Raw genomic sequence first — 26,318 nt, 5'->3', positions numbered from 1 at the left:
CGGCCCCGCCCTCGTCCACCAAACTCAGCCGGCGGCGACGATGTCGATCGTCGTGACGGTCTCCTCGTGATCGCAGGCGGAGCCGACCCACAGCCGGATCCTCCCCGGCTCGACGCGGCGGATGCCGTCCGTGCCCGTGAACGCGAGGCGCTCCGCCGGCACGGTGAACTCGATGCGCTGCTCCGTCCCCGACTCCAGCGTCACGCGCTGGAAGCCGATCAGCTGGGCGACGGGCCGTGCGACGCTGGCGACCTCGTCGTGGGCGTAGAGCTGCACGACGTCGGAGCCCTCGCGGGGGCCGGTGTTGCGCACGAGCACGGAGGCGCGGATGATCCCGTCCGCGGGAACGGTCGGCGCGCTTGTGAGATCCTCGTGCGCGAACGTCGTGTAGCCGAGGCCGAAGCCGAACGGCCGGACCGGCGTGGGGTCGACGCTCGTGACGTCGGTGCGTCCGCCGAGCGCGGCGTGCAGGTACGAGGAGGGCTGCGCGCCGGCTGACCGGGGGAGCGAGACCGGCAGCCGCCCGGACGGCGAGATCCGACCGCTCAGCACGGCCGCGACGGCGGGGCCGCCCTCCTCTCCGGGAAAGAAGGCCTGCAGGACCGCGGCCGGACGGGGCCGGTCCGAGCGGCGAGCGCCGACGGTCGCGGCGGAGCCGTTCACGGACCCCAGGCCGGCGGTCATCCCCGACGCCCCCTCGCGGTGCGGCAGTGCCCAGTCGAGGGCGTACGGTCGACCGGTGAGCGCGAGGAGCACCACCGGCGTCCCGCTCGCGACGATCGCCTCGACCAGAGCGCCCTGCACGCCGGGCAGCTCCAGGGAGTCGACGTCGTTGCCCTCGCCGACCGTGCCGCGCCCGAACAGTCCGGCACGGTCTCCGACCACGACGACGGCCACGTCGGCCTCGGACGCCGCGGCCACCGCGGCGGGGAAGCCGCTGCGGTCCTCGCCTTCGACGTCGCACCCGACGGCGGTCGTGAACTCGGCATCCGGCAGCTCGGCGCGCAGTCCCTCGAGCACGCTCGGCAGTGCGATGCCGGCGGGAACCTCCGGGTGATGCGCCAGCACGTGGTTGACGAACGAGTAGCAGCCCATGAGCGCCTCGGCGCTGTCGGCGTTGGGGCCGATCACGGCGATGCGCGGTGAACCGGAGGGGTCGAGCGGCAGGATCCCGTCGTTGCTCAGCAGGACGATCGACTCCTCGGCGAGGCGGCGGGCGAGCGTGCGGTGCTCGGCGGAGTCCAGGTCGATCGCGGTCGGCGGCGCGGTGAAGTCGGCGTCGAGCAGGCCCAGCTCCTCCTTCTGCGCCAGCACGCGTCCGACCGCCCTGTCCAGGATGTCCGGAGCCAGCGAGCCGTCGCGCACCTGAGCCGCGAGGGTCGTGTAGGCGTCGGGGGAGGGCAGCTCCACATCGATCCCCGCGGTGAGGGCGAGCGCCGCGGCCTCCGCCGAGTCCGCGGCGACGTGGTGCATGGTGCGCAGGAAGTCGACCGCGAAGTAGTCCGACACGACCACGCCGTCGAAGCCCCAGCGCCCGCGCAGCACCTCGTCGAGGTAGTACGGGTCCGCCGCCACGGGCACGCCGTCGATGTCGGTGTAGGAGTTCATGACGCTGCGCACACCGCCCTCGCGCACGGCCATCTCGAACGGGGGGAGCAGCACGTCCTCGATCTCCCGGCGTCCGGCCGACACCGGCGCGTGGTTGCGTCCGGCCCGCGAGGCCGAGTAGCCGACGAAGTGCTTGAGCGTGGCGTGCACGCCCTCCGCCTGCATGCCGCGCACGTAGGCGGTGCCGATCATGCCGACGACCAGAGGATCCTCCGCGATGCACTCGTCGACGCGCCCCCACCGCGGGTCGCGGATGACGTCGAGCACGGGGGCGAGCCCCTGATGGATTCCCAGCGCCCGCATCGACGAGCCGATCACGCGACCGACCTGCTCCACCAGGTCGGGGTCGAAGGATGCTCCCCAGGCGAGCGGCGTCGGGAAGGTCGCGGCCTGCCACGCGGCGAGCCCGGTCAGGCACTCCTCGTGCACGAGCGCCGGGATCCCCAGTCGTGTCTGGGTCTGCAGACGCGACTGCTCGCTCCAGAGCCACCGCGCACGGGCGATCGGCTCGACGGGGCGGGTGCCGTAGACGCGGGTGAGGTGCCCGATCCCGTGCGCCGTCGCCTCTGCGTAGCGCGTGGAGGTCTTCTTCTCCCCGGCCATCGGCGCCACGAGCTCATCGCCCTGATCCACCCAGAAGCCGACGAGCTGCGCCTGCTTCTCCTCCAGCGTCATCTGATCCAGGAGCCCCTCCACGCGGGGGGAGAAGCGGGGGCGGGTGTGCGGAGAGGACACGTCGGCCTCTTTCTGTGGTGATTCGATCGACATCGTCAGCCCTTGACCGCGCCGGTGAGTCCGCCGACGATCCGGCGCTCGAAGAGGCTGAAGAAGATCAGGGCGGGGATCATCGACAGCGAGGTGAAGGCCAGCACTTTCGCGGTGTCGACCGAGTATTGGGAGGCGAAGGACTGCACGCCGAGCGGGAGCGTGAACGAGGCGGCGTCGTTGAGCACGAACAGGGGCAGGAGGTAGCCGTTCCAGCTGCCGATGAAGGCGAGGATGCCGGTCGTGATCACGCCGGGGATCGACAGCGGCAGCACCATGCGCCAGAAGAAGCCCATCCGGCTGCATCCGTCGATGAACGCCGCCTCCTGGATCTCGTCGGGGATCGCGCGCAGGAACGGGACCAGGATGATGATCGTCGTCGGCAGGGCGAACGCGATCTGCGGCAGGATGACCCCGCCGAGCGAGTTCATCAGCCCGAGGCTGCGGACGACGATGTACAGCGGCGTGATCGCGACGGTCAGCGGGAACATGAGCCCCGCGGCGAAGAACGCGTAGAGCACCCCGCGACCGACGAACCGGTATCGCGCGAGCACATAGGCGGCCATCAGGCCGAGCGCGACCACGCCGATGGTCGTGGTGAGGGCGACGATCGTGGAGTTGAGCACCTGCCGCCAGAAGATCCCGCCGGTGATGACGTCGAGATAGTTCGACAGTACCCAGGGCTGCGGCAGCCCGGACGGGTCCGTGGTGATCTGCGCGTTCGTGCGGAAGCCGCCGATGATGATGTACGCGATCGGGGCGAGCATGAGCCCGACGACGATCAGCGCCACGAAGTACACGGTGGGGTTCGCCCACGGCAGTCGTGCGCGTGCGGGCCGTCCCGGCCGCTGGGTGACGAGTACCGAGGTGGCGGTCATCGCGTCGTCCTCTTCTTTCGTGAGGGAGCGCCGGTGAGGGCGCCGTCGGTGTCGCGTCGCAGCACGGCACGCTGGTAGATCAGCGCCACCACGAGCGAGATCAGGAACAGGACGACGGCGACGGCGTTCCCGTAGCCGAAGTTGCCGGCGTTGCGCCCCTCGGAGACCATGTAGGTCGCCATGGTGGAGGTCCCGGCGGTGGAGGCGATGTACTGCCCCCAGATGATGTAGACGAGATCGAACAGCTGCAGCGAGCCGATGATCGACAGGAAGGCCCAGATCCGCAGTGTCGGCGCCAGGAGCGGGAGCGTGATGCGCCACTGGATCTGCCAGTACGACGCCCCGTCGATCGCCGCGGCCTCGTGCAGCTCCTCGGGGATCCCCTGAAGGCCGGCGAGGAAGAGGATCACCGCGAACCCGATGTACTTCCAGGTGATGATCACCATGAGGGTCCAGATGGCGATGTCCGGGTTGGAGAGCCAGTCGTTCGCGAGGAAACCGAGGCCCATCTTCTGCAGCAGGTCGTTGAACGCCCCGCTGGTCTGCAGCATGAGGCTCCAGCCCGTGCCGACCACGACCTCCGAGATCACGTAGGGGACGAAGATCAGCACCCGGATCAGCGACTGTCCGCGCATCCGGCGGTTCAGGAGCAGGGCGAGAAGGATCGCCGCCGGCCCCTGGAGGATGAGCGAGAAGACGAGGATGAACCCGTTGTGGGCCAGGGCCTCGTGGAAGAGCGGGTCCTGCAGGATCGTGAGGTAGTTCTTGAGGCCGACGAAGTCCGTGGGCGGCCCGTAGCCCTGCCAGCTGAAGAATCCGTAGTAGCCCGCCATCAGCACCGGGAAGATGACGAAGGCGAGGAAGACGAGGAGGGCGGGCCCGGCCAGAAGGATCACTTCCAGCCGGGCGACCGCCTTATGCCTTGGCTGCGGCATCCTGGACGGCCTTGACGATGTCCTCCGGGGTTCCCTGACCGGCGAGCATGTTCACGACGGCGACGTTCAGGGCGTTGCCGACGTTCTGTCCGTACACGGTGTCCAGCCACTGCGATGCGTAGGGCGCCGCGTTGTAGGCCTCGAGGATCGACTGCAGGTACGGTTCGGTCACGGCCTCCTGCGCGACGGTGTTGACGGGCGGGGCGTTGAACGCCTTGTAGTACGCGGTCTGCACGTCGGACGTGCCCAGGTAGTTGAGGAAGTCGACGCAGGCGTCCGGTGCGTCGACCGAGCAGGAGTAGCCGTCGACGCCGCCCATCATCGATCCGGGCTCGCCGTCGCCGCCCTCGACCTCGGGGAACGGGAACCAGGCCAGGTCGGCGAGGGGCTTCTGGTCGGGCGTCAGCGATCCGATGACGCCGGGGTTCCAGGCGCCCATGAGCTCCATGCCGGCCTGGTGGTTCGCGATCAGGCCCGCCGAGCTTCCGGCGCCCTGCTGGGCCGTGGTGGTGAGGAAGCCCGCGTTGAAGGGCTCGGTGGCCGCGAACGCCTGGAGGTCCTCTCCGGCGCGCACCCAGCACTCGTCGTCGAAGTTCATCTCGTCGGCGGCCTTGGCGAGCGTGTCGGAGCTGCATTCGCGCAGCGCCAGCCAGTAGTACCAGTGCGCTGCGGGCCAGGCGTCCTTCGCGCCGAGGGCGATCGGCTCGATCCCGGCGGCCTTGAGCTTCTCGGTCGCGGCCTCGAGCTCGTCGAGCGTGGCCGGGTTCTCGGTGATGCCCGCCTGGTCGAACAGGTCCTGGCTGTAGAAGAGTCCGCCGGGGAGCACGGCGACCGGCATCGCGTAGATCTTGCCGTCCAGGCTGTTGGCCGAATACGCCGCCTCGGAGATCTCCTCCTTCGCGTCGCCGGTGATCGCGTCGGTCAGGTCCTTGAGCTGGCCGGCCTTCACCATCGCCGCCATCTTGCCTCCGCCGCGCTGCAGGAAGATGTCCGGGGCATCACCGGAGTTCAGTGCGGTCTGCAGCTTGCCGTCCAGATCCTCGTTCTGAATGGACTGGATCTCGATGGTGACGCCGGGGTTCGCCTCCTCGAAGTCGGCGACGGTCTGCTCCCAGAACTCGACCCCCGGGCCGGTCGTGGAGTTGTGCCAGAGCGTCATCGTGGTGTCTCCGCCCTCCTGCGGATCGCTCGCGGTGCACCCGCTGAGTGCGAGAGCTCCGACGGCCGCGATCGCGGCCGCGCCCATCAAGGAACGCCGTGTGCTGTTCATGTGATCGTTCTCCTCGTCGAGAGTTGCGCACCGCGTCTCTGCGGGCGCCGCGGCAGCAGGGAATGAGACCGCGTCGGATGCAGTCTGCTGAGGGGAACGGATCTCGTCAAACGTTTTCGAAAACAGTTTCCGTCCGCACCGTCGACGCCGATACGCTGGGCGACCATGAGCACGCGAACCACCATCCACGACGTCGCCAAGGCGGCAGGCGTCTCGGTCTCGACGGTCTCGAAGGCGGTCAACGGCCGCTACGGCATCGCCGACGCCACGGTCCGTCGCGTGCTCGACGTGGTGCAGGAGCTGGGGTACGAGTCGAGCCTGGTCGCCAGCAGCATGCGAGCCAGACGCACCGGGGTGATCGGGGTGCTCCTGGCCGACTTCGAGCCGTTCAGCGCCGAGATCCTCAAAGGCGTCGGGGCCGCCGTCCACGACACGGCCGTCGACCTGCTGGCGTACAGCGGATCAGGGCACGGCCAGGGGCAGGGGTGGGAGCGGCGCTCGCTCAGCCGTCTCTCCGGAACCCTCATCGACGCCGCGATCATGGTCACCCCGACGGTGGTGGGGGCATCGGCCGAGATCCCCGTGGTGGCGATCGACCCGCACACCGGACGCGCCGACCTGCCCACGGTCGAATCCGACAGCTTCGGCGGTGCGCTGACCGCCACGCGTCATCTGCTGGACCTCGGCCACCGCCGGATCAGCTTCCTCGGCGGTCGCCCCGACCTGCGCTCCGCCGGACTGCGCGACGCGGGATATCGGCGGGCGCTCTCCGACGCCGGCATCCCGATCGACCCGGCGCTCATCCGGGACGGACGGTACGAGCTGGAGACCACGAGGGAGTCGGCGCGGGTGCTCCTGGCCGGGCCCTCGCGTCCGACCGCCGTGTTCGCGGCGAACGATCTCTCCGCCATCGCGGTGATCGAGGTCGCCCACGAACTGGGGCTGCGCGTGCCGGAGGATCTCTCCGTCGTCGGATTCGACGACGTGCCGGAGGCCTCGCGCCGCGCCCTGCCGCTCACCACGATCCAGCAGCCCATGCGTCGTCTGGGCGGGGTCGCTGCGGAGATGGTCTTCCGGCTCCTGGAGGGGCAGCCGGTGGAGGAGATGCATGTGACGCTGCCGACGCGACTGGTCGTGCGGGCCACCACGGCTCCGCTCGGCGCGGGCGCGGAACGCGGGCGCTGAGCACGCGCACGTGACGCGCACGCGGACGGGCTCGGCGACGCGATGCACCGCCGAGCCTGTGCGGCTCAGGCCCGCGCCACCTCGAGCTCGATGACCGACCAGGACAGCGCCGGCAGGGTCGCCCGCACCGCGCCGTCGAGGACCTCGGCAGCCGTGAGCGGCACCATGTGCACGCTGTCCGGCGCGGTCTCGAGGTTCGACGTGTGGCGGTCGCCACCCTCGGGCACGGTGAGCGTCTCGGCCTGCCGCACGCGCACATCGCCGAGGCCGTGCAGGTCGATCGTCAGGTCGTTCGCCTCGTCGAGCGAGCGGTTGGCGACGAACACCACCAGGCGGCCGGACTCCTCATCCCAGGTGGCCGCCGCATCGATCGCATCCACGCCGCCGTAGCGCTTGGTCTCGATCTGGGGAGCGGTGACCGCGAGGCGCAGGATGCGGCCGGTCGCGAGACGCGCCATGCGCTCGAAGGGCCAGAAGCTCGTCTGGCGCCAGGCCGGACCGTTCTCCTCCGAGCGGATCGGGGCGATCACGTTCACCAGCTGCGCCTGGTTGGCGATCTTCACGCGGTCACCGTGGCGCAGGAGGCTGTTCAGCAGAGTACCGACGACCACCGCATCCGTCACCGAGTAGGTGTCCTCGATCAGGCGGGGATGCTGGCGCCATCCGGCCTTCGCGATCTCCTTCGCCTCGACGTCGTTGTACTTCACCTGGTCCCACACGTTCCACTCGTCGAAGGAGATGTCCACCTGCTTCGTGTGCTTGCCGGATGCCTTGACCGCATCGATCGTGGCGATGACGCCCTCGATGAACGCGTCCATGTCGACGGACTCCGCCAGGAACGATTCCGCGTCTCCGTCGTGCTCCTGGTAGTACGCGTGCATCGAGATGAAGTCGACCTCGTCGTACGCGTGCGTGAGGACAGTGTGCTCCCAGCTGCCGAACGTGGGCATGGATCGTCCGGAGGAGCCGACGGCGACGAGCTCGATCGACGGATCGACCAGGCGCATCGCCTTGGCGGACTCCTGGGCGAGCCGGCCGTACTCGGTCGCCGTCTTGCCGCCGATCTGCCACGGACCGTCGAGCTCGTTGCCCAGGCACCACAGCTTGATGTCGAACGGCTGCTCGGCTCCGTTGCGGCGTCGCAGGTCGGACCAGTAGGTGCCGCCGGGGTGGTTGGCGTACTCGACGAGGGCGCGGGCCTCCTCGACGCCGCGGGTGCCGAGGTTCACCGCCTCCATCACCTCGACGTCCGCCTCCTTCGCCCAGGCCATGAACTCGTGCAGCCCGAACGCGTTCGTCTCGATCGTGTGCCAGGCTCCGTCGATGCGCACCGGGCGGTCCTCGACAGGGCCCACCCCGTCCTCCCAGCGGTAGCCGGAGACGAAGTTGCCGCCGGGGTAGCGGACCACGGTCGGGCCCATCTCCTTCACCAGGGCCAGCACGTCCTGCCGGAAGCCGCGCTCGTCGGCCTGCGGGTGGCCGGGCTCGTAGATGCCGGTGTAGACGCAGCGCCCCATGTGCTCGACGAACGACCCGAAGAGTCTGCGGGGGACGTCGGCGATCGTGAAGTCGCGGTCGATGGTGATGCGGGCCTGAGACATTGCTCTCCTTGTGTCTGGCTCTGTGGCCGGGTGGGGACTACTGACCGCCGAAGCCGCTGGTCGCGACGCCCTTGACGATCTGCTTCTGGAAGATGATGAAGATGACGATGAGCGGGAGCGCCGCGAGCACGGCCTGCGCCATGACCTGCGCGTACTGCACGCCGTAGGCGCTGATCACCGTCTGGAGACCGACCGGCAGCGTCATCAGCGTGGTGTCGTTGATCACGAGGAACGGCCAGAGGAAGTTGTTCCACGCGCCGATGAAGACGAAGATCGCCACGGACGCCAGGATGGGGCGCGACAGCGGGAGCACGATGGACCAGAAGATGCGCAGCCGGCCGGCGCCGTCGACGCGGGCGGCGTCCTCGAGCTCGATCGGGATCGCATCGAAGAACCGCTTCAGGATGAACACCATCGCCGGGGCGACGACCTGCGGCAGGATCAGGCCCCAGTACGTGTCGACGAGGTTGAAGGCGAGCATCTCGTAGAACAGCGGGATGATCAGCACCTGCGGCGGCACCACGATCGAGGCGATGATCACCACGAACAGCCACTTGCGTCCGGTGAAGTCCAGGCGGGAGAAAGCGTAGGCCGCCAGCGCCGAGATCGTCAGCGTGATCAGGGTGATCGCGACCGACGTGAGCAGGCTGTTCAGCGCCCACGTGTACACGTTGCCCTGCGACAGGATCGCGGTGAAGGCCTCGATGGTGGGGCCGCTCGCGCCGATCCAGCCCGGGTCGCCGGAGGCGGCATCCGTCTCGGTCTTGAAGGCGGTCGCGACCGCCCAGAGGAAGGGCAGCAGCCAGCCGATGGCCATCAGCGCGAGCACGATGAAGGCCACGACGCGGAGCGGGCCGAAGGGCTTCTGGCCGGGGACATGCGAGCGGCGAGGACCGCGGGCCTTCGCGGTCGTGATGGTCTCGGTGCGGGTGAGGGTGGCGGAGGACATCACAGCTGCTGCTCCTTCTTGCCGCGCATGATCAGAGCCTGCGCGACGCCGATGATGACGATGAGGGCGAAGAACACATAGGAGATGGCGGCCGAGTAGCCGAACCGGTAGCTCACGAAGCCGGCTTCGTAGATGTACTGCACGATCGACCGGGTGGTGTCGCTCGCGACGCCGCCGAGCATCTGGTACGCCTGGTCGAACAGCTTCAGCGAGGCGAGGATCTGGAGAATGAGGATCAGGACCGTCGCCGGCCCGAGCTGCGGGAGGGTGATGGACCAGAACTGCCGCCACGGTCCGGCCCCGTCGAGCGACGCCGCCTCGTATTGCTGCGGCGGGATGTTCTGCATCGCCGCGAGGTACAGCAGGAAGTTGAACCCGACCGTCCACCAGACGGTGGCGATCACGATCGACAGCATGTTGGTGTCGGGGTTCTGCAGCCAGGCGATCGGCTCGAGCCCGAGCGCCTTGAGGATGTTGTTGGCCGCGCCGACCTGGGGGTTGAAGATCCAGACCCAGATCTGCGAGATCACGGTCGAGGCGAGCAGATACGGCATGAAGAACGACAGCCGCCAGAGCCACTGCCCCGGAAGGCCGCGGTCGACGAGGGCGGCCATGACGAGCGCGATCAGCACGAGCGGCACGGTCGACAGGAGGGTGAACCACACCGTGTTGCCCATCGACTGCCACATCTTCGGGTCGCTCAGCGCCTCGGCGTAGTTGGCGAAGCCGACGAACGCGCCGCCGGCGCCGGTGAGCGACTGGTCGGTGAAGCTCAGGATGATGCCGTGGATGATCGGCCAGACCAGGAACAGGGCGAAGGCGATCAGGAACGGGGCGAGGAAAGCCCAGCTGACCAGCTGCTCCCGGTTGCGGGAACCCGGGCGACGGTCGCGGGGGATGGCCTTGGAACCCGTGACGATGGTGCGCGTGGAGTCGGTGGCGGCGGTCATGATCCGAACGTCCCTTCGGGGTCTGCCGGGTTGGGCTGGCGCAGCAGGGTGTTGACCCGTTCTTCGAACCGGTCGATCGCGGCGGCGGGGTCATCGCCCGAGAGCAGGACGCCCTGCACCGCGGCGCCGAACTCGCCCTGGAAGTTCGATCCCGATCCGGTGAACCAGGCCGTCGGATCGTAGACGACGTGCTGCGCGGCCTCGGCGTAGTGCGCCTGGGGGATGAGGTCGGCGTATTCGGGAGACTCGGTCACCGGCAGATACGCCGGGATGTGACCCGCCTCGGCCCAGTCGAACGAGCCCTTCAGCATGTCCGCGACGAACCGGTAGGTCAGGTCGCGGCGCGCGGGGTCGGCGTTCGTCTGGTGCGGGAGCACGAAGGAGTGCGAGTCCGCGTAGACGGCCGGCGTGCCGTAGAGGGTCGGGATCATCGTCGCGTCGAAGGGCAGCTCCGCCGCCTGCATCGTGCGCAGCTCCCAGACGCCGGTCATCAGCATCCCGCTCTTGCCGGTGGCGAACTCGGCGATGGCGCTGCCGTAGTCGTTCTGCGCCGCGGCGATCTCCCCGTCCAGCAGGGTCTGCATGAAGGTGAGGGATTCGACCGCGGCATCCTTGTCGATCACGGCAGTGCCGCCGACCGGAAGCTCGATCGCGAGCCCGTGCTGCGCGTAGAGGCCGTAGAACAGCCGCCACATCTGCGCGCCGTCGCCGAGGTAGCCGTAGGACAGCGCGTGGCCCGAGGCGGCTCCGCTCACCGTGCGCAGCTGATCGAGGAACTCCTCGGGTGAGTTCGTCTCCTGCAGCCGGCCGTCGGAATCGAGCACGCCGGCCGCGTCGCACACGTCGGTGTTGAACATCAGGACGAAGGGATGCGCGTCGAGGGCGACGCTGTACATGTTCTCGCCCACGAATCCCTTCTCCCAGATCGGCGTCGGGAAGGTGGAGTCGTCGACGCCGAGTTCGGCCAGCCGGTCCAGGTCCCAGGGGTCGAGCAGGCCGCCCGGCGCCCAGCCGACCGTGCGGGTGGCGTGCATGATCGCGACATCGGGTGCGCGTCCGCCGGCGCCGGCCATCGCGAGCTTCGTGTAGTACGGCGTGCCCCAGGCGAGCACGGTCGGCCGGATGCGGAACGCGGACTGCGCGCTGTTCACCTTGTCCAGCATCGACGACATCGTGACGCCGTCACCGCCGGAGAGCAGGTGCCAGAACTGCAGGGTCTGGGTCGCGGAGCCGGGGACGGCTCCGGGCGCGCAGCCGGCGAGGAGGGCCGTGCCGGCGGCGAGCGAGGCGGCAGCGAGGAACTGCCTGCGCGACAGATCGAGTGGGGGCGTCATCGGTCACTCCTTCGTGACTGTGAGGTGGACGCCCCATCATTACATCGATGTAATGATGCCCGCAAGCATGGATCTGCGACGAGACGGGCGTGCGATCAGGGGCGGTGACCGGCCGGTCTGCCCTCGGTGCTCGCGCGCTCCAGCAGCTGGTGCGAGAGCGTGAGCGACCGCGGGGGAGCGGAGCGGTCGTCGATCCGCGACTCCAGCAGTCCCAGCGCTGCGACGGCGAACGCGCGCCGGTCGAACGCGACCGAGGTCAGGGCGGGTGAGGTGTACCGCGAGAACTCCACGTCGTCGAAGCCCGTCACGATCACGTCCTCCGGGACGCGGATCCCGTTGTCGTGCAGGGTGTGCAGCGCACCGAGAGCCAGGGAGTCCGTGAAGGCGACGATGGCGTCGAACGGCACGCGCCGGGAGAGCAGGGTGCGCACGGCATCCGCGCCGCCGTCCATCGACCACGGCAGCCGGTTGATCTCCAGCGCCGGGTCCCTGGCGATCCCCGCCTCACGCAGCGCGTCGTGCACGCCTTCGAGGCGCAGCCGGCTCGTGGCGGTGGCGACGGAGGGATCGTCGTCGGCGCCGACGACCGCGACACGTGTGGCTCCGCGGGACAGCACGTGGCGGGTCGCATCGGCCGCAGCGCGTCTGCTGTCGATGCGCACGTGATCCGCGCGGTTCTGCTCGACCTCGCCGATCACCACCAGCGGCGGCAGGCGATCGGCGTACTTCAGGACGCTGTCCTCCAACCGGATCGGGTTGAGGATGAGGCCGTCGACCAGGTGCGCCCGCGCCCGTGAGACCAGCTCCTTCTCGCGTTCGGGTTCCGTCGCGGTCTCCTCGATCTGCACGGCCAGGCCCCGCTGGTGCGCGGCCTCGACGATGCGGTGCACGAGCTCGGCGGAGAAGGCGGTGGCCAGGTCCGGGAGTGCGACGGCGATGATGCCGGAGCGGCCCTTGCGCAGACCGCGGGCGTTGAGGTTGGGCACGAAGTCGAGCTGTGCCATCGCGGACTCGACCTTGGCGCGCGTGCTCTCGTTGACCGGGACGGTGCCGGTGACCACGTTCGAGACCGTCTTCGGCGAGACTCCGGCCAGCGCCGCGACGTCCTTCATCGTGGCGCGGGGCGGCGGCGTCGCGGTCATCCGGTCAGCCTAGCGGCGGGCGGTCGGGACGAGGGAGTACAACGATGTAGACCTCCGGACCGTGGCTATCATGGCGCCATGACCACCGAACGCAACTGGGCGGGCAACCTCACGTACCGCGCCTCGACGATCGCTCACCCGGAATCGATCGACGACCTCAGCGCCCTGCTCGCTGCGGGTGGACCGGTGCGCCTCCTCGGTTCGCGGCACTGCTTCAACGACATCGCCGACACGGACGGGACGCTCGTGGCGCTCGACCGGCTGCCGTCCGTCTTCGAGGTCGACCCGACCAGGACCTCCGTGCGCGTGTCCGGGGCCGCCAGGTACGGCGACATCGCCCCGCGGCTCGAGGCCGAGGGGCTCGCGCTCGCCAACCTCGCCTCGCTGCCGCACATCTCGGTCGCCGGCGCGATCGCCACCGGCACCCATGGCTCGGGCGACGCGATCGGCTCCCTCGCGAGCGCGGTCCGAGCGCTGACGATCCTGACCCCCGCGGGTGAGACGCGCACGCTCGCTCGGGGCGAGGACGACTTCGACGGTGCGGTCGTCAGCCTCGGTGCGCTCGGCGCCGTGCTGGATGTGACCCTCGACGTCGAGCCGACCTACGAGGTCGCGCAGCACGTGTTCGAGCATCCGGACTGGGACGCGGTGCTCGCCGAGTTCGACGAGGTGACCTCGATCGGTACGAGCGTCAGCCTGTTCTCCCGGTGGCAGCGCACCGACGTCGTCGACCAGATCTGGGTCAAGCAGCGTCAGCCCGAGGCTCGCGAGGCGACGCGGGAGTCGCTGTTCGAGCGGCTCGGTGCGGAGGCCGCGACGAGCAAGCGGCATCCGATCCTGGGTGTCGATCCGGTCGCATGCACGGAGCAGCTCGGCGCGGCGGGCCCCTGGCACGAGCGGCTCGCGCACTTCAAGCTCGAGTTCACGCCGTCGGCCGGTGCGGAGATCCAGAGCGAGTACCTCGTGCCTCGGGCCGACGCCGTCGCCGCGATCCAGGCCGTGCGGACACTCGCGGGGCAGATCGCGCCCCTGCTGCTCGTGAACGAGATCCGCACCGTGCGCGCCGACGACCTGTGGCTGAGCTCCTCGTACGGGACCGACGCCGTGGGCCTGCACTTCACCTGGAAGCCCGACGAGCCCGCCGTCCGAGCACTGCTGCCGACGATCGAGGCGGCCCTGCCGGCGACGGCCCGCCCGCACTGGGGCAAGGTGTTCACGCTCGACGCCGCCGAGGTGCGCTCCCGCTACCCCCGGTGGGAGGACTTCGCCGCGCTCGCCGCCCGCTTCGACCCCGCCCGCCGCCTGGTCAACCCCTACCTCGCCCGCCTCGGCCTGTAACCCTGCTCCCGTCGCGATATAACAGCCATATCGGCCCGGTTTGGCTGTTATATCGCGACGTGAGCCGGGGAGAGGGTGGCAACGGGCGGGGTGTTCTCGGTAACATCCTGGGAGGGTCGGCCGACGGAGGTGCGCATGGCCAACGTCGGTTCCGACAAGCCCAACATCCGCCAGGTCGCGACGATCGCCGGCGTCTCGCACATGACGGTCTCTCGGGTGCTCAACGACCACCCGAACATCAAGCCCGACACCCGGCGACGCGTGCTCGAGGCGATCGAAGAGCTCGATTACCGGCCGAACATGGCCGCCCGCGCGCTCGCCACCCAACGCACACGTCGCATCGGCGTGATCGTCGAGAGCGCGGTCGCGCACGGTCCGACCAGCATCCTCCGCGCCGTCGAACTGTCGGCGCGGGCGGCGGGCTACTCGGTCACTCCGATCGCGCTCCACGAGGGCGACGCGCTGTCCCCACAGGAGGCGGTCGACAACCTCGTCACCCAGGGCGTCGACGCGCTGTGCGTGATCGCGCCGCGATCGTCGTCGGTGGCGGCGCTGCGCCGGATCGCGATCACCGTGCCGATGCTCGTCGTCAAGGCGGATGCCGACCCGACCTTCCTCACCGTGTCGATCGACCAGCATGCGGGCACGACCCTGGTCGTCGACCATCTCGTCGCCCTCGGCCACCGGGACATCCTGCATCTGTCCGGCCCGTTGGACTGGCTGGATGCCAGGGCGAGGGAGCGCGCCTTCCATTCGCGGGCCAAGTCGTGGGGCATCCGCGAACGGCCGATCGTTGTCGGCGACTGGTCGGCCGACTTCGCCTACGACTTCGCGAAGGGCCTCACCCGACTCCCGGAGTACACGGCCGTCTTCGCCGCCAACGACGACATGGCGATCGGCCTCATCCACGGGTTGCACGACCGGGGCTTCGACGTGCCGACCGATCTCAGCGTCGTCGGCTTCGATGACGTTCCGCTCGCCCGTCACTTCCTCCCGCCGCTCACGACGGTCCGCCAGGATTTCGGGGCGCTCGGGGTCTCCGTCGTCGAGATGCTGCGGGCCGCGATCGAGGGCCGGGACATCCCCGCGCTGACCCGCATCCCGACCGAACTCGTCCCGCGCGCCTCCTCGGCCGCGCCGCGGGAGGTGCGATGACGCCCGACCGTGGCCTCGAGCCGGTCGTGCGTCTCGAAGGCATCACGGTGGAGTACCCGGGTACGCGCGCGCTCGACGACGTCGACTTCCGCCTGTTCGCCGGAGAGGTGCACGCCGTCATGGGGGAGAACGCGGCGGGAAAGTCGACCCTCGTTGGCGTGATCACGGGCACACATGCGCCGCAGGCGGGGACCGTCTTCGTCGGCGGCGCACCGCGTCGGTTCTCGGGCGTCGCCGACAGCCGAGCAGCGGGTATCGCGACGGTGTTCCAGGAGGCGCAGCTGAGTCCGAACCTGAGCGTCGCCGAGAACGTCATGCTCGGTCGCGAGCGTCGGGGTCGCCTCGGCATCGACTGGCGGCGCACCAGGGCGGACGCCGCCGAGGCCCTCGCGAGGCTGGGGCTCGACGACCTCGATCCGAAGACGCCGTTGTCGCAGCTCACACCCGCCCAGAAGCAACTCGTCGCGCTCGCCCGTGCGGTCGTCGACGAGCCGGGTGTGCTGGTGCTCGACGAGCCCACCTCGAGCCTGGATGTCGCGGAGGTCGCGACGCTGATGCGTGTGATCCGGGGTCTTCGCCAGCGGGGCGTCGCGATCCTGTTCGTCTCGCACTTCCTGGAGCAGGCGTTCGCGGTCAGCGACCGCATGACCGTGCTGCGCGGCGGGCACCTGGTGGGCGAATACGCCACGCGCGATCTGGACCGCGCCGACTTGATCTCGAAGATGCTCGGCAAGGACATCGACAGCCTCAGGGCGCTCGGCTCGGAGCGCAAGGCGCATCACTACTCGTCCGCAGGGCAGCCCGCGCTGCAGGCGTCGGATGTGGGTCGGCGCGGTGAGCTGGAGCAGATGGACCTCGAGATCCAGCGCGGCGAGATCGTCGGGTTCGCCGGTCTGCGAGGATCCGGTCGCACCGAGGCCGCCTCGCTGCTCAGCGGCGTCGTCCGCGCGGACAGCGGGACGCTGTGGGTCGACGGCGAGCAGGTGCAGCTGCGCAGTCCTTCGGTCGCCCTGCGGCATCGGATCGCGCTGTCGGCGGAGAACCGCGGCACGCAGGGTGTCATCGGCGAGCTCACGGCGAGGCAGAACATCCTCCTGTCGCTGCAGGCCCTGCGCGGGTGGTCGCGGCCCCTGTCGCGTGCGGAATCCTCAGCGCTCGTGGAGACCTACGTCGAGGCGCTGCATCTGGATCCGGCCGACCTCGATCGCCCTGTCGCGCTGCTGTCCGGGGGACCCAGCAGAAGGTCATGCTGGCCCGCGCGCTGGCCGTCCGGCCCCACGTCCTGATCCTCGATGAGCCGACCAGCGGCATCGACATCGGCGCCAAGCTCGACGTGCAGCGGCGGATCAGCCAGCTGGCGGGGGACGGCGTCGCAGTGGTGTTCATCTCCTCGGAGCTCGAGGAGGTCGTACGTCTGAGCGACCGCATCGTCGTGCTGAAGGACCGCGAGAAGATCGGCGAGCTCAGCAACGGACCGGGTGTGACGGTCGACACCGTCGTCGAGATGATCGCCGCCGAGCTGAGTCATAGCGCCGATCTGTGATCGGTAACAAACTCATTCGCGACTGAATCGACTGATTTTCACCGATTCTCTTGTGTTCCAGAAATTGTTCCCGGTAACATCGCCGCAGGACACGCGAAGAAGTGTCCTGCCATCACGTCAGGACCTCGACGGTCCGCCCCCGCCGGAGTGACCACCGGCATCTCAAAGAGGAGAGACACATGTCCGCGAAGAAGCGCACCCGCGTCGCGTTCGGCCTGGCCGCCGTCGGCGCACTCACCATCGGCCTCGCCGCCTGCTCGACCGGAGACTCCGGCGACGGAGGCGGGAGCTCCGACGAGCTCACCACCGTCGGCTTCGTCGCCGTCGGCCCCGAAGGCGCCTGGCGCGAAGCCAACGAGCAGAACATCCAGGACACCTTCACCGAAGAGGCCGGCTACGACCTCAAGTACGCCCCCGCCACCAACCTCGACCAGAAGTCCCAGATCGACGCATTCACGTCGTTCGTCGACGAGGGGGTCGATGTCATCCTGCTCTCCGCCACCGAGGCCTCCGGGTGGGAGGACTCCCTCAAGCGTGCGCAGGAGGCGGAGATCCCCGTGATCCTGCTCGACCGGGGCATCGAGCCCGATGACGACAGCCTCTACGTCACCCGCATCGCCCCCGACAACGTCGAGGTCGCCAAGGAGGTCGGCGCGTGGGCCGCGGCGACGTTCCCCGACGGCGGCAACTACGTCGTGCTGGAAGGTCCCGCGGGCGTGGGCGTCGTCAACGAGCGGAACACCGGATTCGACGAGGGGCTCGGCGACTCCTCGCTCACCAAGCTCGACGCGCAGACCGCGAACTGGTCGGCAGAAGAGGGCAAGAGCGTCTTCGAGACCATGCTCAAGTCGGCAGGCAACGACATCCAGCTCGTCTTCGCGCAGAACGACGAGATGGGCCTCGGCGCAGCGCAGGCGGCGGAGGAGGCGGGCCTCGTAGTCGGCGAGGACGTGAAGATCGCCACGATCGACGGCACGAAGAACGCCATGCAGGCTCTCGCCGATGGCCAGCTCAGCTACGTGCACGAGTACAACCCGCTGTTTGGCGACACCGCGCTCGAGGTCGTCGAGAAGGCGCTCGCCGGCGAGGACGTCGAGTCGTACATCGTCGTGCCCAGCGAGGCGTTCGACTCGGCCGAAGCCGCCCAGGCCGTGCTCGCGGACCGCAAGTACTGATCGAGCACCGACGCCGACGCGCAGCGATCGGGCGTCGGGTCCGGGTGGCGCCGCACGAGGCGCCACCCGGACCCCGAACGGAGAGACAGCGATGAACGAAGAAGTGCCCATCGTCGAGATGCGCGGGATCTCGATCGAGTTCCCCGGCGTGAAGGCCCTCGACGGCGTCGACTTCCGCCTCTTCCCCGGAGAGGTGCACGCGCTCATGGGGGAGAACGGCGCGGGGAAATCGACGCTGATCAAGGCGCTGACCGGCGTCTACCGGATCGACTCCGGCTCCATCGTCGTGTCGGGGAGCGAACGCCGCTTCGGTGGGGCCGACGACGCGCAGGAGGCGGGCGTCTCGACGGTGTACCAGGAGGTCAACCTCGCCCCCAATCTGTCGATCGGCGAGAACGTGATGCTCGGCCACGAGCGGCGAGGGGCGTTCGGCATCAACTGGACAGCCACCCACCGGGCCGCGAGCGAAGCCCTCGAGCGCCTCGGCCTCGGCCACCTCGACACGCGCAAGCCACTCTCCACGCTGTCGATCGCGCTGCAGCAGCTGGTCGCCATCAGCCGGGCCATGGCCATCAGGGCCAAGGTGCTGATCCTCGACGAGCCGACCTCGAGCCTCGACGCCGCAGAGGTCGAGGGGCTCTTCGCGGTCATCCGGTCGGTGCGAGACCAGGGCGTCGCCGTCCTCTTCGTCTCGCACTTCCTCGATCAGGTCTACGCGATCAGCGACCGCATCACGGTCCTGCGCAACGGACGATACGAGGGCGAGCACCTCACACGTGAGCTCGACCGCCATGCACTCATCTCGGCGATGATCGGCAAGGACCTCGACACGCTGAAGTCGCTCGGGGGCAACCGTCGTCGAGAGCCGAGGGACCCCGACGAGAAGCCGCTGCTGTCGGCGGTCGGCATCGCCAGGCGGGGCGCCGTCGAGGCCACCGATCTCGAGATCCGCCGTGGTGAGGTCGTCGGGTTCGCCGGCCTCCTCGGGTCCGGACGCACCGAACTCGCCCGGCTGCTGTATGCGGCCGACAAGGCTGACGTCGGCACGATCGAACTGCACGGGAGTCCCGTCGATCTCCGTTCCCCGGCAGACGCGCTCCCGCGGCGGATCGCCTTCTCGACCGAGAACCGGCGGGATGAGGGCATCATCGGCGATCTGACCGTCCGCGAGAACATCGTCCTCGCCGTCCAGGCGGAGCGCGGCTGGGCTCGGCCGCTGAGCCGCAGAGAGCAGGACGCGATCGTCTCCCGCTACATCGAGCAGCTGAACGTGCGTCCGGCCGATCCCGATCGCATGATCAAGAACCTGTCGGGCGGCAACCAGCAGAAGGTGCTCCTCGGCCGCTGGCTCGCCACACAGCCCGAGCTGCTGATCCTCGACGAGCCGACGCGCGGGATCGACGTCGGCGCGAAGGCGGAGATCCAGGAGGCCGTGGCCGAACTCGCCGAAGACGGCGTCGCCGTGGTGTTCATCTCCTCCGAGCTCGAAGAGGTCGTGCGCTTGTCCGAGCGCATCGTCGTGCTGAAGGACCACCGCAAGATCGGCGAGATCCAGAACGGCCCCGAGGTCACCGCTCAGGTCATCGTCGATGTCATCGCCGCCCACGGGGTGGATGCCGCCGCCGACACCCTCGACGACACGGAGGGCGCCGTGCCCGATAGCATCGCCCCCACGACCCACAAGGAGGCAGCGCGATGACCGCGGCAGCCGGCACCACGATCTGGCGGGAACTCATCCGCAAACCCTTCTTCTGGGGCATCGTCGCGATCATCGCGCTCCTCGCGCTGAACGTCATCAAGGACCCGACCTATCTGGCCCTGTCGATCAACCCGAACAACGGCAACCTCGTCGGCAACCTCGTCGACATCCTGCGCCAGGCGGCGCCGGTGATGATGATCGCGATCGGGATGTCGCTCGTCATCGCGACCGGCGGCATCGACCTCTCCGTGGGGTCGCTCATGGCCGTCGCGGGGGCCGTCTCGATGGAGTTCCTCAGCGCGGCAGGCGACTCCTTCGGCGCGGCGCTCGCCGCCGTCGGGCTCGCGCTGGTGATCACGGGCGTCCTCGGTGCGGTCAACGGCGTGCTCGTCGCGTACGTGGGGCTGCAGCCCTTCATCGCCACGCTCGTGCTGATGCTCGCCGGACGCGGCATCGCGAAGGTCATCACCGGCGGGCAGAACACCACCGCCTCGAACGACTCGTTCCGCTGGATCGCCAACGGCTTCCTGATCGGCATCCCCGTCGTGTTCCTCCTCGCGGTGCTCATCGTGATCGCGGTGGGACTGGTCGTCCGGCGCAGCGCATTGGGTCTCATGATCGAAGCGATCGGCATCAACCCCCGAGCGAGCCGCATGGCGGGCATCAAACCCAAGGGACTGCTGCTCACGGCCTACATCATGAGCGGGATCCTCGCCGGAATCGCCGGCGTCATGTCGGTCGGCAGCGTCATGACCGTCGACATCTCCCGCACCGGCTACCAGCTGGAGCTCGATGCGATCCTCGCGGTCGTCATCGGCGGCGCCTCGCTCGCCGGCGGCAAGTTCTCGCTCAGCGGAGCCTTCGTGGGCGCGCTGCTCATCGCCACGCTCGACAAGACCGTCCTGTATCTCGGCGTCTCGTCGTCGGCGACCCCGGCCTTCAAAGCCATCGTCATCGTCGTGCTGTGCCTGCTGCAGTCGGAGCGGGTGCGCGGCTGGTTCCGCCGTCGACGCAGGCCGCGGCCCGCCGAACGGCTGCTGCAGAAGGAAGAGGTGTCGGCATGAGCGCTGTGTCCGTCAGCCCCGAAGCGCGTCCGGTAGGGACCATCCCCGACCGCGCGCGCCGCATGATCACGGCGAACCCGTCGGTGCTGCCGACCATCGCATCGATCGTCATCTTCGTCGGCATGGTGATCTTCGGGGAGGTGGCATACGGCCGCATCCTGCAGTTCAACACGCTGTCGAACCTGCTCATCAACAACGCGCACCTCATCGTGCTCGCCGTCGCCCTGACGTTCGTGATCCTCACCGGAGGCATCGACCTGTCCGTCGGATCGATCATCGCCGTCTCATCGGTGGCCGGGGTGATGCTGTCGAACGCCGGATGGAACGTGTTCGCGGTGATCATCGCGATGATCGGGATCGGCGTGCTCTTCGGCATCGTGTCCGGCGTGCTCATCAGGTACTTCAATGTGCAGCCGTTCATCGCGACGCTGGCGATGATGTTCCTCGGACGCGGTCTGGCATCGCTGCTCAGCACCACGCCGGAGCGTCTCGGCGAGGACTCCCCGATCCGCTGGATCGGAGCCCAGCTGAAGATCATCGACGGTCCGAAGGTGAACGACCTCGTGATCACTCCGGCTGTGCTCGTCGCGGTGCTCGTCGTGATCGCGGCGTTCTTCGTGCTGCATCGCACGCGCATGGGGCGCACCGTGTACGCGATCGGCGGATCCGAGAGTTCGGCGCTGCTGATGGGGCTGCCGGTGCACCGGACGAAGGTGCTCGTGTATGTGATCAGCGGCGCGCTCGCCGGTCTCGCCGCGGTGCTCTACACCGCGCGGCTCGGCACCGCGCAGAACATCACCGGCATCGGGTGGGAGCTCGACGCCATCGCCGCGGCCGTGATCGGGGGGACGCTGCTGACCGGCGGCTACGGATATGTGCTGGGCTCCGTGGTCGGGGCGCTCGTGCTCGGCCTGATGAACGTGCTCATCACGCGCGACGGCGGCATCCCGCCGGAGATGACGACCATCATCACCGGCGGCATCCTGCTCGTGTTCGTGCTGCTGCAGCGCGCCGTCACCCGGCGCCGTGAGTAGCCCCCACCCACCCCACCAACCCCAGCCATCCCTGCTCCCGTCGCGATATAACAGCCATAACGGCCGGTTTTGGCTGTCATATCGCGACGGGAGCGGGGTCAGTCCCGCCAGGTGTGGCGGGGGGCGTAGCCGAGGAGGCGGCGGGCCTTGGCGATCGAGAGCAGGGTCTCGTTCGGAGCGAAACCGGCCTTGATCGGCACGTCGGGGAACACCTCGGCGAGCAGCTCGTCGTTCGGCCGCGACATCACGGTGTCGGCGGCCGCGATGATGAACCGGTCGAATCCGGCAGGGGCGACCTCCAGGGCGCGCTGCACCGCCTGGGCGCCGTCGCGGGCGTCGATGTATCCCCAGAGGTTCCACTTCCGCAGCGTCGCGTCGGCGTCGAACGACGGGAACTCCGCGTAGTCCTCCGGATCCATCACGTTCGAGAACCGCAGAGCCGTGATGGAGAGGTCGGGATGCCAGCGCACCAGCTCGGTGGCCAGCTGCTCCTCGAGCGTCTTCACAAGCGAGTACACGGATTCCGGGCGGGCCGGGTAGTCCTCGTCCACGGGCACGTAGGGCGGAGGGACATCGAACGGCAGGCCGAGGACCGTCTCGCTCGACGCGTACACGATGCGGCGGATGCCGAGCCGGACCGCCGCCCAGAAGACGTTGAACGTGGCGGGCATGTTGTTGTGGAAGGTCGCGACGTCGGAGCGGATGCCGGGGGCCGGGATCGCGCCGAGATGCACCACCGCGTCGATGCCGTCGTGCCGATCGCCCACCGCCGTGAAGGCGTCGACGACCTGGCCGTAGTCGGTCAGATCGACCTGCACGAAGTCGGGGCCGCGGGTGCCCGTGATGTCCATGCCGATGACGTCGTAGCCGTTCGCGCGGAGTTCCCGTGCGACGACGCGGCCGAGCTTGCCGGATGATCCCGTGAGAGCGATGCGCATGTCACCAGAGTGCCACGCCGGCGGCCGGGCGGCTCCGGTCGTCGTACACTCGTCCGCGTGAGCGACACCAGCAGCGGCCGGCCCCGACCCATCGGTGTGCGCGACGTCGCCGCGCGCGCCGGCGTCTCGCGACAGACCGTGTCGCGCGTGCTGAACGATCATCCGGATGTCGCCGCGGAGACCGGCGACCGTGTGCGCGCCGCGATGGCGGAGCTCGGCTACCGGATGAACAACGCCGCGCGCGCTCTCGGCACCCGACGCTCGCGGACCCTCGGCGTGCTGGCGTCGGACGCGCTGCAGTACGGTCCGTCGCGCAGTCTCGCGGCGCTCGAGGCCTCGGCGCGTGAGGCCGGGTACTGGGTGAGCGCCGCATTCGCCGACGCCGCGGATGCCGTCGCGGTGGTGGCGGCGGTCGATCATCTCGTCGTGCAGGGGGTCGAGGGGATCGTGGTGGTCGCGCCGCACGCGCAGACTCTCGAGGCGCTGGGCGGGCTGCGCATCGAGGTGCCCGTGGTGACGCTGCATTCCGCGGGGCTCGGTGCCGCGGGGCTGTCGGTGGACCAGGTCGCCGGCGCGCGGCTGGCGGTCGGTGCGCTCGCCGACGCGGGGCACACGCGGATCGCGCATCTCGCCGGCCCAGCGGACTGGCTGGAGGCGGAGTCGCGTGCTGACGGTTTCGCCGCGGAGCTCGCGGCCCGCGGTTTGACGCCGGGGCCGGTGATCGCGGGGGACTGGTCGGCGGGATCCGGTTACGCGGCCGTCGATGCCGTGCGCGACGCGGGTGTCACCGCGGTGTTCGCGGCGAACGACCAGATGGCGCTCGGGTTGCTGAGCGCGCTGCACGCGGCGGGGCTCGCTGTGCCGGGCGACGTGAGCGTGGTCGGGTTCGATGACACCCCGGATGCGGCGTTCTACTGGCCCGCGCTCACGACCGTTCGCCAGGACTTCGACGAACTGGCGCGGCGGGCCGTCGCCGCCGCGATCGGCGGATCCGATGCCGCGGCATCCACCCTCCCCCCGGTGGCCCCGGTCCTGGTCCCCCGCGCCTCCATCGCCCCGCCTCCCCCCTCCTGACCCCCTCCCTCCCCCCTCCCCTCCCTCCCTCCCTCTGGCGCCGAGTGGACGGCTTGCTGCCGAGTGCACGGCTTGGCAACGCGGCGAACCCGTGCACTCGACGCGAAGCCGTGCACTCGAGGTTGAACGGTGGGGCGGTTGCGCGGGAGGCGAGGGCGTGGGAGACTTCCGTGACCGGTCACAGTGGCCGGGATCCGAGACCTCGAGGCAGCTGTGAGCAACGACGCCCCCACCTTCGAACCCGCCGTCGAACGCGCGATCGCCGACGTCCGCGCCGATGTCGCCCGTCTGCACGGCGAGCTGGTCCGGTACGGCCTTGTCGTCTGGACCGGCGGCAACGTGTCGGGCCGCGTCCCCGGCGCCGACCTCTTCGTGATCAAGCCGTCCGGCGTGAGCTACGACGAGCTGACGCCGGAGAACATGATCCTGTGCGACCTGGACGGAACCGTGATCCCCGGCACGCCCGGCAGCGACCGCTCCCCGTCGAGCGACACCGCGGCGCACGCCTACGTCTACCGGCACATGCCCACCGTCGGCGGCGTCGTGCACACGCACTCGACCTACGCCGTCGCGTGGGCGGCGCGCGGTGAGGAGATCCCCTGCGTGATCACCGCCATGGCCGACGAATTCGGCGGTCCGATCCCGGTCGGCCCCTTCGCGATCATCGGCGACGACTCCATCGGGCGTGGCATCGTCGAGACGCTCGACGGTCACCGCTCCCGTGCCGTGCTGATGCGCAACCACGGACCGTTCACGATCGGCGCCGATGCGAAGGATGCCGTGAAGGCCGCCGTCATGGTGGAGGACGTCGCCCGGACGGTCCACCTCGCGCGCGAGGCCGGCCCCCTCGTGCCGATCCCGCAGTCCGCGATCGACAGTCTGTACGACCGCTACCAGAACGTGTACGGCCAGAGCGAGGACAGCCGCCGATGACCCTGCAGCGACCGTCGGGGACACCGGCTGACGACATCCGCGCCGGCCGCACGAGCCTCGGCATCGAGCTCGGCTCCACCCGGATCAAGGCGTGCCTGATCGGCAGCGACGCCACAGAAGTGCTCGCCACGGGCTCCTTCTCCTGGGAGAACCGGCTCGAAGACGGCCTCTGGACCTACGCGCTCGACGACGTGTGGACGGGGATCCGCTCGGCCTACGCGGCGCTGATCGACGACGCGGACCAGCGGCACGGCGTCCGCCCTGACACATTCGGCGCAATCGGCATCTCGGCCATGATGCACGGGTACCTCGCCTTCGACGAAGCGGGCGAGCTGCTCGTGCCGTTCCGCACCTGGCGCAACACGAGCACCGGCAGGGCGTCCGCCGAGCTGGGGGAGCTGTTCGGCGTGAACATCCCGCTGCGCTGGTCGATCGCCCACCTGCATCAGGCCGTGCTCGACGGGGAGGCGCATGTGCCTCGCATCGCGAGCATCAACACGCTCGCGGGGTTCGTGCACCACGCGCTGACCGGCGAGCGCGTGCTGGGGGTCGGAGACGCCTCGGGCATGTTCCCGATCGACGCGACCACCGGCGGGTACGACGAGCGGATGCTGCGCGCCTACGACACCCTCGCCGCCGGGCGGCTCCCGGCCCCGGTCGATCGACTGCTGCCCACCGTCCTGTCCGCCGGCGCCCCCGCCGGGGTCCTCACCGTCTCCGGTGCCGCCCTGCTCGACCCGAGCGGTGCGCTGCGCCCCGGCATCCCGCTGTGCCCGCCGGAAGGCGACGCCGGCACCGGCATGGTCGCGACGAACTCCGTCGCCCCGCGCACCGGCAACGTCAGTGCGGGCACCAGCATCTTCGCGATGGTCGTGCTGGAGCGACCGCTCGCGGCGGTGCATCATGAGCTCGACCTCGTCACCACCCCGGCGGGGGATGCCGTCGCCATGGTGCACTGCAACAACGGCGCCAGCGAGCTCGCCGCTTGGGTCGGGCTGTTCACCCGCTTCGCATCCGCCTCCGGGACGCCGGTGAGCGACGATGCCGCCTTCGACGCGCTGCTCCGCGAGGCCCTGGCGGGCGAGGCGGATGCCGGCGGCCTGATCGCCTACAACCACCTCGCCGGCGAGCCGATCGCCGGTCTGACCGAGGGGCGCCCGCTGTTCGTGCGCACCCCGGACAGCGCCTTCACCCTCGCGAACGTCATGCGCGCCCAGATCTACGGCGTCTTCGGCACGCTCGCGATCGGCATGCAGGTGCTCGCCGGCGAGGGCGTGCGCCTCGACCGGATGTTCGCGCACGGCGGTCTGTTCCGCACCGCCGGAGTGGCGCAGCGGTTCCTGGCCGGTGCCCTCGACGCGCCTGTCGCGGTCGGCGAGCTCGCGGCCGAAGGCGGAGCCTGGGGCATCGCGGTGCTCGCCTCCTACCTCGCGCACGCCGACGGATCCTCGCTGGCGGAGTACCTCGATCGGGAGGTGTTCGCCACGGCCGACCTGTCCATCGCGGAACCCGGCCCGGACGACGTCGCCGGCTTCGCCGCCTACCTGGACCGGTATCGCGCGGGCCTGGCCGTCGAGGCGGCGGCGATCGATGCGCTCTGACGCTTCGACAAGCTCAGCGACCCATCGTGGCGGCTCAGCGACCCATCGTGGCGGCTCAGCGACCCATGGTGGGGGCTCAGCGACCCATGGTGGGGGACCGGCGACCCAGGGTGGGGGGCCAGCGACCCGGGGTTGCGGCTCAGCGAC

At 69.6% G+C, this 26,318-nt stretch carries 22 protein-coding genes; 12 read left to right on the top strand and 10 right to left on the bottom strand.

The features are described from left to right. Nucleotides 1-24: 24 nt before the first annotated feature. From CSX12_RS15770 to CSX12_RS15755, 4 genes are all read right to left on the bottom strand, one after another. Complete coding sequence (locus tag CSX12_RS15770; RefSeq protein ID WP_241160620.1) at nt 25-2,283, bottom strand: glycoside hydrolase family 3 N-terminal domain-containing protein; 2,259 nt, start codon at nt 2,281-2,283, stop codon at nt 25-27. Nucleotides 2,284-2,378: 95 nt separating this feature from the next. Next, complete coding sequence (locus tag CSX12_RS15765) at nt 2,379-3,251, bottom strand: carbohydrate ABC transporter permease (RefSeq protein WP_017201763.1); 873 nt, start codon at nt 3,249-3,251, stop codon at nt 2,379-2,381. After that, nucleotides 3,248-4,186, bottom strand: coding sequence for a sugar ABC transporter permease (locus CSX12_RS15760; RefSeq protein WP_051000795.1), 939 nt, complete (start codon nt 4,184-4,186; stop codon nt 3,248-3,250). Before CSX12_RS15760 ends, CSX12_RS15765 begins: the two co-directional genes overlap by 4 nt. Continuing rightward, the gene (locus CSX12_RS15755; protein ID WP_026049649.1) at nt 4,167-5,456 is read right to left on the bottom strand and encodes an extracellular solute-binding protein; all 1,290 of its coding nucleotides are present in this window, start codon (nt 5,454-5,456) and stop codon (nt 4,167-4,169) included. Before CSX12_RS15755 ends, CSX12_RS15760 begins: the two co-directional genes overlap by 20 nt. 165 nt (nt 5,457-5,621) lie before the next feature. On the opposite strand from CSX12_RS15755, the gene CSX12_RS15750 reads away from it, so the two are divergent. Beyond that, a complete protein-coding gene (locus CSX12_RS15750) occupies nt 5,622-6,641 on the top strand; it encodes a LacI family DNA-binding transcriptional regulator (protein WP_017201760.1) in 1,020 nt (339 codons plus the stop codon). A gap of 65 nt (nt 6,642-6,706) precedes the next feature. Here the strand turns inward: CSX12_RS15750 and CSX12_RS15745 are convergent, their stop codons facing one another. The 5 genes from CSX12_RS15745 to CSX12_RS15725 all read right to left on the bottom strand — a co-directional run bounded on the left by CSX12_RS15745 (nt 6,707) and on the right by CSX12_RS15725 (nt 12,617). Then, nucleotides 6,707-8,242: an alpha-N-arabinofuranosidase gene (locus CSX12_RS15745; RefSeq protein WP_124896398.1), complete on the bottom strand. Its 1,536-nt coding sequence runs from the start codon at nt 8,240-8,242 to the stop codon at nt 6,707-6,709. 37 nt (nt 8,243-8,279) lie between these two features. Continuing rightward, complete coding sequence (locus CSX12_RS15740; protein WP_017201758.1) at nt 8,280-9,191, bottom strand: carbohydrate ABC transporter permease; 912 nt, start codon at nt 9,189-9,191, stop codon at nt 8,280-8,282. Continuing rightward, nucleotides 9,191-10,141, bottom strand: coding sequence for a sugar ABC transporter permease (locus CSX12_RS15735; RefSeq protein WP_017201757.1), 951 nt, complete (start codon nt 10,139-10,141; stop codon nt 9,191-9,193). The genes CSX12_RS15740 and CSX12_RS15735 overlap by 1 nt, the downstream gene beginning before the upstream one ends. Beyond that, nucleotides 10,138-11,475 carry an extracellular solute-binding protein gene (locus CSX12_RS15730; RefSeq protein ID WP_017201756.1) on the bottom strand — a complete coding sequence of 446 codons (1,338 nt, stop codon included), beginning with the start codon at nt 11,473-11,475 and terminating at the stop codon, nt 10,138-10,140. Before CSX12_RS15730 ends, CSX12_RS15735 begins: the two co-directional genes overlap by 4 nt. A gap of 95 nt (nt 11,476-11,570) precedes the next feature. Beyond that, nucleotides 11,571-12,617, bottom strand: coding sequence for a LacI family DNA-binding transcriptional regulator (locus CSX12_RS15725; protein WP_124896397.1), 1,047 nt, complete (start codon nt 12,615-12,617; stop codon nt 11,571-11,573). A 78-nt stretch (nt 12,618-12,695) separates the two neighbouring features. Here CSX12_RS15725 and CSX12_RS15720 point away from each other — a divergent pair, with 78 nt between their 5' ends. From CSX12_RS15720 to CSX12_RS15690, 8 genes are all read left to right on the top strand, one after another. After that, entirely contained in the window at nt 12,696-13,955 is a 1,260-nt protein-coding gene (locus tag CSX12_RS15720) for a D-arabinono-1,4-lactone oxidase (RefSeq protein ID WP_124896396.1), read from the top strand. A gap of 135 nt (nt 13,956-14,090) precedes the next feature. Further along, nucleotides 14,091-15,110, top strand: a complete 1,020-nt coding sequence (locus CSX12_RS15715) for a LacI family DNA-binding transcriptional regulator (protein ID WP_017201753.1) — start codon at nt 14,091-14,093, stop codon at nt 15,108-15,110. Then, nucleotides 15,107-16,396, top strand: a complete 1,290-nt coding sequence (locus CSX12_RS15710) for a sugar ABC transporter ATP-binding protein (RefSeq protein ID WP_346773344.1) — start codon at nt 15,107-15,109, stop codon at nt 16,394-16,396. Before CSX12_RS15715 ends, CSX12_RS15710 begins: the two co-directional genes overlap by 4 nt. Continuing rightward, on the top strand, nt 16,357-16,653 hold the full coding sequence (locus CSX12_RS18925; RefSeq protein WP_346773343.1) for a hypothetical protein: 297 nt from the start codon (nt 16,357-16,359) through the stop codon (nt 16,651-16,653). Before CSX12_RS15710 ends, CSX12_RS18925 begins: the two co-directional genes overlap by 40 nt. A gap of 179 nt (nt 16,654-16,832) precedes the next feature. Then, a complete protein-coding gene (locus CSX12_RS15705) occupies nt 16,833-17,828 on the top strand; it encodes a substrate-binding domain-containing protein (protein ID WP_017201751.1) in 996 nt (331 codons plus the stop codon). Between the two features lie 91 nt (nt 17,829-17,919). Continuing rightward, complete coding sequence (locus CSX12_RS15700) at nt 17,920-19,527, top strand: sugar ABC transporter ATP-binding protein (RefSeq protein ID WP_124896395.1); 1,608 nt, start codon at nt 17,920-17,922, stop codon at nt 19,525-19,527. Continuing rightward, nucleotides 19,524-20,591 (top strand): ABC transporter permease, encoded by a 1,068-nt coding sequence (locus tag CSX12_RS15695; RefSeq protein ID WP_017201749.1) that lies wholly within the window; start codon nt 19,524-19,526, stop codon nt 20,589-20,591. Before CSX12_RS15700 ends, CSX12_RS15695 begins: the two co-directional genes overlap by 4 nt. Further along, the gene (locus CSX12_RS15690) at nt 20,588-21,625 is read left to right on the top strand and encodes a sugar ABC transporter permease (RefSeq protein WP_017201748.1); all 1,038 of its coding nucleotides are present in this window, start codon (nt 20,588-20,590) and stop codon (nt 21,623-21,625) included. Before CSX12_RS15695 ends, CSX12_RS15690 begins: the two co-directional genes overlap by 4 nt. 98 nt (nt 21,626-21,723) lie before the next feature. Here the strand turns inward: CSX12_RS15690 and CSX12_RS15685 are convergent, their stop codons facing one another. Next, the gene (locus CSX12_RS15685) at nt 21,724-22,563 is read right to left on the bottom strand and encodes an NAD(P)-dependent oxidoreductase (protein WP_124896394.1); all 840 of its coding nucleotides are present in this window, start codon (nt 22,561-22,563) and stop codon (nt 21,724-21,726) included. Between the two features lie 57 nt (nt 22,564-22,620). On the opposite strand from CSX12_RS15685, the gene CSX12_RS15680 reads away from it, so the two are divergent. From CSX12_RS15680 to CSX12_RS15670, 3 genes are all read left to right on the top strand, one after another. Further along, nucleotides 22,621-23,637, top strand: a complete 1,017-nt coding sequence (locus tag CSX12_RS15680; RefSeq protein ID WP_124896393.1) for a LacI family DNA-binding transcriptional regulator — start codon at nt 22,621-22,623, stop codon at nt 23,635-23,637. 213 nt (nt 23,638-23,850) lie between these two features. Next, the gene (locus CSX12_RS15675) at nt 23,851-24,570 is read left to right on the top strand and encodes an L-ribulose-5-phosphate 4-epimerase (protein ID WP_017201746.1); all 720 of its coding nucleotides are present in this window, start codon (nt 23,851-23,853) and stop codon (nt 24,568-24,570) included. Beyond that, nucleotides 24,567-26,171 carry an FGGY-family carbohydrate kinase gene (locus CSX12_RS15670; RefSeq protein ID WP_124896392.1) on the top strand — a complete coding sequence of 535 codons (1,605 nt, stop codon included), beginning with the start codon at nt 24,567-24,569 and terminating at the stop codon, nt 26,169-26,171. Before CSX12_RS15675 ends, CSX12_RS15670 begins: the two co-directional genes overlap by 4 nt. The last annotated feature ends 147 nt before the right edge of the window (nt 26,172-26,318 follow it).

Source organism: Microbacterium sp. Y-01, from assembly GCF_003856715.1.
GTDB classification, from domain to species: domain Bacteria; phylum Actinomycetota; class Actinomycetes; order Actinomycetales; family Microbacteriaceae; genus Microbacterium; species Microbacterium algeriense.
This window is presented reverse-complemented; position numbering and strand designations above follow the sequence as displayed.